Origin of the sequence: Schnuerera sp. (genome assembly GCF_035459645.1) — a bacterium.
GTDB lineage: Bacteria > Bacillota > Clostridia > Tissierellales > Tepidimicrobiaceae > Schnuerera.
The window spans coordinates 1-3,490 of record NZ_DATHXO010000346.1 but is presented as its reverse complement, the minus strand read 5'-3'; the positions used below and the strand labels follow the sequence as shown (position 1 = coordinate 3,490).

General features: G+C 31.0%; 2 protein-coding genes, 1 tRNA gene and 1 other RNA gene. 2 read left to right on the top strand and 2 right to left on the bottom strand.

Features of this window, described 5'->3' with window-relative positions:
- The coding region (gene dnaX / locus VK998_RS08085) for a DNA polymerase III subunit gamma/tau (protein WP_325227470.1) at positions 1-1,361 on the bottom strand (1,361 nt) is incomplete at its 3' end.
- A 111-nt stretch (positions 1,362-1,472) separates the two neighbouring features.
- Positions 1,473-2,654, bottom strand: a complete 1,182-nt coding sequence (locus VK998_RS08080; protein ID WP_325227469.1) for a MalY/PatB family protein — start codon at positions 2,652-2,654, stop codon at positions 1,473-1,475.
- A gap of 334 nt (positions 2,655-2,988) precedes the next feature.
- On the opposite strand from VK998_RS08080, the gene VK998_RS08075 reads away from it, so the two are divergent.
- A tRNA-Ser gene (locus tag VK998_RS08075) sits at positions 2,989-3,081 on the top strand.
- A gap of 3 nt (positions 3,082-3,084) precedes the next feature.
- Positions 3,085-3,350: signal recognition particle sRNA large type (gene ffs, locus VK998_RS08070), an RNA gene on the top strand.
- Positions 3,351-3,490 lie beyond the last annotated feature (140 nt).

The following is a 3,490-nucleotide window of genomic DNA, read 5'->3' as shown; positions in this document are numbered from 1 at the left end:
CCTTCCTTTAAAAAAGCATGTGTTCTAATATTATTTTCTTTAACTATTGCTAATATTTTCTCCCATTTTTTCTTGATTATTTGTAAACTCAACTCTTTCCCATCATCTAATATTGGAACAGTTTTTATTTCTTTTGGTTTCTCTAAATCCTTTTTCTTTTTTACTTTTTTCTTTGGTTCCTGTACTACATTAGTTGCTACTGGCTCACCTATCTTTATTTCACCGCTATTGATTATCTGTTCTAATTTTTTGATTCTATCTTCTAGACTTTTCTGTTCCTCTAAGTTTACCAGTTTTATAGTTGCCATTTCAAGTATAATTCTTGGTTGGGTAGCCCATTTAGCTTGAGTTTCACTTTTATTCAATATATCTAAAGATTTTAAAATATTGTCTAGAGAAATATTTTGGCTTTGTTTAATATAAAGAGAAATAGTCTCTTCATCCATATCCAAAATATCTGTAGAGTTTTGCGAAGTTTTTACAATTAAAAGATTCCTAAAATGATATATTAAATCCTTTATAAACTGATTTATATCCTTTCCCTGTTGAATAATATCATCTATTTTAACTAAAAGATCTTGCAAATTCTTTTTCTCTATATCATCCACTATAGAAAATAATAGCTCTGTATTAGCTATTCCTAATATCTCTAATGCATCTTCATAAGTTAGTTTGTCATCTTTATAAGATATACATTGATCTAAAAGGCTTAATGCATCTCTCATAGCACCCTCAGAATTTCTTGCTATTAAAGCTAATGCTTTTTCTTCTACTGATATATTTAATTCATTACATATCTTTTCCATATTGGCAACAATGTCTTTGTTTAATATTCTTTTAAAATCAAATCTTTGACATCTAGAAAGGATGGTTTGAGGCAATCTTTCCATTTCCGTTGTCGCTAATATAAATATTAGATGCTTAGGTGGTTCTTCTAAGGTTTTCAATAAGGCATTAAATGCTCCTTTTGATAACATATGAACCTCATCTATTATATATATCTTATATTTTGCCCTTGAGGGAGGATAGACTACCTTATCTCTCAGTTCTCTTATATCGTCTACACTATTATTACTTGCAGCATCCATTTCTATAATATCCATGATGGATTCTTCTAATATCCCTTTGCAAATTTCACATTCATTACAAGGATTTCCTTCTACTGGATTTAAACAATTTACTGCTCTTGAAAATATTTTAGCAGTAGAAGTCTTGCCAGTTCCTTTAGTTCCTGAAAACAAATATGCATGACCAATATTTCCTTTTTGAATTTGATTCTTTAATGTTGTTGTTATATGTTCTTGGCCTAATACTTCATCAAAAGTCTTAGGTCTATATTGTCTATACAATGCTTGATACATGAAACCACCCTTATATTGTTTAATATATATATTATACCAAAACAAAAGAATAATTACAGTATATAAATATTTTGGGATGGTTCAATAAAACCATCCCAATTTTAATTACACTTACAATCTATTAACCGCATTTACTAATCTAGATAATCCTTCTTCCAATAGGCTTCTAGGACAAGCAAAATTTATCCTTATAAAACCTTCTCCATTTTCGCCAAACCAAGTTCCACCATCAAAGGCTACTTTCCCTTTTTCAATAATAGTTTTTTCTAACCTTTCCCCATTCATTTCGTATTCTCTTAAATCAACCCAAGCTAAATATGTTCCTTCTGGCTTTATGAATTTTGCTTTTGGTAAATGTTCAATTAAATAATTGAAGATAAATTCTATATTACCTTCTAAATATATTAATAATTCTTCTAGCCACTCTTCTCCATAATTATATGCAGCCTCTAAAGCAACAATGCTTAAGGGGTTCTGTCCACTGATATTATGTTTTTCTAAAACTTGTCTATACTCTTCCATTAGTTTAGGATTTGGTATTATTATATTAGATGCTTGCATACCTGCTAAATTAAAGGTTTTACTAGGAGCTGTACAAGTTATGGAATTCATTGCAAATTTTTCACTAATGGAAGCAAACATTGTATGAGTATTTCCCGAATATACTAAATCATTATGAATCTCATCGGAAACTACTAACACATCATTTTCTAAACATAGATTCCCTATTTTAATTAAATCTTCTTTATCCCACACTTTCCCAACTGGATTATGGGGATTACATAATATAAAAATTTTGATATCTTGATCCTTAATTTTTTCTTCTAAGTCAACAAAATCAATTTCATATTTTTCTCCATCATATTTTAATGGACTATTTACTACCTTAAGGTTGTTATTATTTATAGATCTTTTGAAAGGATAATAAACAGGTTCTTGAATTAGTACCTTATCACCTGGCTTTGTAAATGCTTGTAATATAAAATTAATGGCTGGGACTACACCAGGAGTATATTCTATCCATTCCTTTTCTATATCCCATTTAAATCTATTCCTTGTCCAATTTATTATTGCATCAAAATAAGAATCTGTTCTTGTAGCATAACCGTATATTCCATGTTCCGCTCTTTTTACAACTGCATCTACAATTGGATCTGCAACTTTAAAATCCATATCAGCTACCCAAAAAGGTAAAATATCTGAGGTTCCAAACATTTCCTTTAGAGTATCTGGATCCCATTTAGTTGAATTTGTATTTTCTCTGTTTATTATTTGATCAAAGTTATATTTCATAAATATGCATCTCCTTTCCATGATTTGATGTATTTCTAAATTAAGATAATCATAAAATAATAATATATAAACATAAGTTTTGCCATGATCTCATTCTAAAAAAATTATGTTAAATTTTCTAAAGTGATTATTTGTATCTAATTGTATCATATTATTTACATAATTAGAAAATATTTTGCAATTATATTCCAATTATAAAAAATGGAGGATTCTTAAACCTCTAGGTTAATTTTTAAATTTTAATTGTAAATTTAAAACAGTTGACATATGCAAATATTTTAAGTATAATATAAATCTGTAAACAATAATTGTTATTTAGTAGGCAATAATATTTGGAGAGGTGGCTGAGTCTGGCCGAAGGCGCACGACTGGAAATCGTGTAAACGTGATGAGCGTTTCGAGGGTTCGAATCCCTCTCTCTCCGCCATTACCGTGCTAGATGGGGAGGTAGCGGTGCCCTATAACCTGCAAACCGCTATAGCAGGATTGAATTCCCAGTCTAGACGTCTATGCTTCAGGGTCTGCCCTAAATAAGTGGCGTTGACGAATGGGTCCTGCGCAACGGAAATCTATGAACCCCGTCAGGTCCGGGAGGAAGCAGCGGTAAGTAGACACTTTCGTGTGCCGTAGGGGCGCCTGTTCTGAGTTAACTGTTTAGGTAACGTCTAGGGTGTGGCGCCAAAGCTGGGTGCACGGTTACATAGAATAAAAAGCTGTGGAAAATTCCACAGCTTTTTTTATCCTTCAAAACTTTTATTTTTCCCTAATGTATATTCACCTAAATTGCCCTTCCCATAGGTAAGGCCCGTTACTGCTTTTGGTTTTTCTTTTATTTC